This is a genomic window from Mesorhizobium sp. M1E.F.Ca.ET.041.01.1.1 (assembly GCF_003997355.1).
Classification (GTDB): domain Bacteria; phylum Pseudomonadota; class Alphaproteobacteria; order Rhizobiales; family Rhizobiaceae; genus Mesorhizobium.
In genome coordinates this window covers 1-3,687 of record NZ_RZSL01000576.1, presented here as the reverse complement: position 1 = coordinate 3,687, position 3,687 = coordinate 1, and the positions used below count along the sequence as shown (strand labels likewise).

The window sequence follows — 3,687 nt, the reverse complement described above, 5'->3', positions numbered from 1 at the left end:
CCCTTCACCGTGCTCTGCTGCGACAATCTCCCGGCCAACGGCGCGACCTTGCACCGGCTGCTGGTCGAGTTTGCAAAACTGCGCGACGCCCGTGGCAGCGCTGACGATCGGCCGTTAGCCGGCTATGTCGCTGACGATGTGGCTTTCCCGTCGAGCATGGTCGATCGCATCGTGCCGGCGACCACGGATGCCGACCGGACGCGTATTGCGCAAGAGCTCGGCCTCGAGGACGCCTGGCCGGTGATGACCGAGCCGTTCCGCCAATGGGTGGTCGAGGATCGTTTCCACGCCGGACGACCGGCCTGGGAAAAATTTGGCGTCACCATGGTCGAGGACGTCGGTCCCTTCGAGGACATGAAGCTGAGGCTGCTCAACGGCGCCCATTCGGGCATCGCCTATCTCGGCCTGCTCACCGGCCATGCCACCGTCGATCGCGCATTCGCCGATCCGACGATCCGGCAATTCGTCGATGCGCTGTGGGCAGAAGCGATCCCGACGCTGCCGGAGGGCGCCGGGCTCGATACGGCCGCCTATACGGCCGAACTCGCCGAGCGCTTTTCCAACACGGCGCTCGCCCATCGCACGGCGCAGATCGCCAATGACGGCAGCCAGAAACTGCCGCAGCGCATCATTGCATCGGCCCTGGAGTGCCTGGAAGCCGGCACCGAGCTGGTTCATCTGACGCTGGTGGTAGCCGCTTGGATCGCCGCCTGCACGGCGCGGGGAAAGACCTTGCCGGAGGGCCATTTCACCGATCCGCTCGATGCGGCATTGACGGCACTTCTGGACCAACAATTGCCGGCGAACGAAACAGTCACGGCAGTGTTCGACCTTGCCGGTTTCGCCAAGGATCACGCCGAACGCTGCACGTTGATCGAACTCGTGGCCGTGCATCTCGTCCACTTGCGGCGAGAGGGTCCGGTGCTGGCATTCGCCGCGCTCGGCATAGACAGCCGTTGATTCGCCTGCGGGTGACCGGGTCCAGATATCTTCGCTGGACATCGACCGCTTGCTGACAAGCAGGCGGACTGTCCATCAAACAAAAAAAGCGGGGCAGGCCCCGCTCCTTCGATCCCTTGTCATGAGCTGCGTCAGGCAGGCAACAGCGCGCCTTCCAGCGTCGTGAGCTGGCTGAGGAACTGCTCGGCCTTGGCGCGAGCCTCGTCGTCCTTGGCGTCGGCGGCGTCTTCCCGGGCCTCCTGGATGCGGCGGGCAATGTCGGCACGGTCGATGTCGTTCACATGCGTCGCCGACTCGGCGAGCAGCGTGCAGCCGGAAGGCAGGATGTCGGCGAAGCCGCCGAACACGACATAGCGCTCTTCGGCGCCGGCCGCGGTCTTCACCGTGACGACGCCGGGCTTGATCATGGTCATGACCGGAGCGTGCTGCGCAAGCACGGTCATTTCGCCGTCGACACCCGGGATGACGACGAACTCGACCTGCTCGGAAACGAGAAGCCGCTCCGGCGAGACCAGTTCGAACTTGAAAGCTTCAGCCATGCCAATCTAGCGAGTAGGGAATAGTGAGTAGTCAGTAGTGGGCGTCCAACGGACTGGGCCACAAACTTGCTAATCCCTACTCACTACTCCCTACTCCCTATTTCCTGAGTTACGCTGCTTCAGCCGCCAGGCGCTGCGCCTTCTCGACCGCTTCCTCGATGCCGCCGACCATGTAGAAGGCGGCTTCCGGCAGGTGGTCGTAGTCGCCGGCGCAAAGGCCCTTGAAGCCCTTGATGGTGTCGGCGAGGTCGACCAGCTTGCCCGGCGAGCCGGTGAACACTTCGGCGACGAAGAACGGCTGCGACAGGAAGCGCTCGATCTTGCGGGCGCGGGCGACCGTCTGCTTGTCCTCTTCCGACAGCTCGTCCATGCCCAGGATCGCGATGATGTCCTGCAGCGACTTGTAGCGCTGCAGGATCGACTGCACCTGGCGGGCGACCTGGTAGTGCTCCTCGCCGACGACCATCGGGTCGAGCATGCGCGAGGTGGAGTCCAGCGGATCGACGGCCGGATAGATGCCCTTTTCCGAGATGGCGCGGTTGAGCACGGTGGTGGCGTCCAAGTGGGCGAAGGACGTCGCCGGCGCCGGGTCGGTCAAGTCGTCGGCGGGCACGTAGATCGCCTGCACCGAGGTGATCGAGCCCTTGGTCGTGGTCGTGATGCGTTCCTGCAGCGCGCCCATGTCGGTGGCCAGCGTCGGCTGGTAACCCACGGCCGACGGGATACGGCCGAGCAGCGCCGACACTTCCGAGCCCGCCTGGGTGAAGCGGAAGATGTTGTCGACGAAGAACAGCACGTCCTGGCCCTGGTCGCGGAAATACTCGGCGACGGTGAGGCCGGTCAGGCCGACACGGGCGCGCGCGCCCGGCGGCTCGTTCATCTGGCCGTACACCAGCGCGGCCTTGGAACCCTGGCCGCCGCCCTTCTTGTTGACGCCCGATTCGATGAACTCGTGATAGAGGTCGTTGCCTTCGCGGGTGCGCTCGCCGACGCCGGCGAACACCGAGAAGCCGCCGTGGGCCTTGGCCACGTTGTTGATCAGTTCCTGGATCAGCACGGTCTTGCCGACGCCGGCGCCGCCGAACAGGCCGATCTTGCCGCCGCGGGCGTAAGGCGCGAGCAGGTCGAGAACCTTGATGCCGGTGACCAGGATCTGCGCTTCGGTCGACTGGTCGACATAGGCCGGAGCCGGCTGGTGGATGGCGCGCAGCTCGACGGCGTCGACCGGTCCGGCTTCGTCGACCGGCTCGCCGATGACGTTGATGATGCGGCCGAGCATGCCCGGGCCGACCGGCACAGAGATCGGTCCGCCGGTGTCGAAGACGTCCTGGCCGCGGACCAGGCCTTCGCTGGAGTCCATGGCGATGCAGCGCACGGTGTTCTCGCCGAGATGCTGGGCAACCTCGAGCACCAGGCGGTTGCCGACATTGTTGGTTTCCAGCGCGTTCAGAATGGCCGGCAGATGATCCTCGAACTGCACGTCGACGACGGCGCCGATGACCTGGCGGACCTTGCCGGCGGCGCCGACCCTCTTCGCCGCGACGCTCGCCGCCTTGGCAGTCGTTGCCGCCTTGGCGGGGGCTGCTGCCTTGGCCGGAGCGGCCGCCTTCTTCGCCGGAGCGGCCTTCGCGGCGGCGGCCGGAGCCTTTGCCGCTTCCTTGGGGGCCGGTGCCGCCTTGGCGGTCTTCGGGGTAGCTGCTTTCGCCATCGTCTTTGCCCTTTTCGTCTATCCGTTGCTCACGCCGTCCGCTGTGAGGTCGAGGACCTCGGCGGCGGGGCGTGCCTAGAGCGCCTCGGCGCCCGAAATGATTTCGATCAATTCCTTGGTGATCTGCGCCTGCCGTTGGCGGTTGTAGGTGATCGACAGCCTGTTGATCATGTCGCCGGCATTGCGCGTCGCATTGTCCATCGCGCTCATCTTGGCGCCCATCTCGCCGGCCGCGTTCTCGAGCAGCGCCCGGAAGATCTGCACGGCGATGTTGCGCGGGATGAGGTCGGAAAGGATTTCGCCCGGCTCCGGCTCGTATTCGTAGACGGCGGTGGCGCCGTTGCCCGTTTCGGCGGCGGCGGAAGCCTGGGCCGCCGGGATGATCTGCTGCGCCGTCGGGATCTGGCTGATCACCGACTTGAACTGCGAATAGAACAGCGTGCAGACGTCGAAGCCATTCTGGTTGAACAGGTTGATCAC

The 3,687-nt window shown here is 65.6% G+C and carries 4 protein-coding genes; 1 reads left to right on the top strand and 3 read right to left on the bottom strand.

Annotated features, from left to right (window positions below):
- On the top strand, positions 1 to 960 hold a 960-nt coding region (locus EOA38_RS30495; RefSeq protein WP_145966132.1), incomplete at its 5' end, for a mannitol dehydrogenase family protein.
- A 131-nt stretch (positions 961 to 1,091) separates the two neighbouring features.
- Here the strand turns inward: EOA38_RS30495 and EOA38_RS30490 are convergent.
- The 3 genes from EOA38_RS30490 to EOA38_RS30480 form a co-directional block, all read right to left on the bottom strand.
- Entirely contained in the window at positions 1,092 to 1,499 is a 408-nt protein-coding gene (locus EOA38_RS30490; protein ID WP_040974468.1) for a F0F1 ATP synthase subunit epsilon, read from the bottom strand.
- Positions 1,500 to 1,608: 109 nt separating this feature from the next.
- The gene (gene atpD / locus EOA38_RS30485; protein ID WP_126091340.1) at positions 1,609 to 3,207 is read right to left on the bottom strand and encodes a F0F1 ATP synthase subunit beta; all 1,599 of its coding nucleotides are present in this window, start codon (positions 3,205 to 3,207) and stop codon (positions 1,609 to 1,611) included.
- 75 nt (positions 3,208 to 3,282) lie between these two features.
- The coding region (locus EOA38_RS30480; RefSeq protein WP_189435019.1) for a F0F1 ATP synthase subunit gamma at positions 3,283 to 3,687 on the bottom strand (405 nt) is incomplete at its 5' end.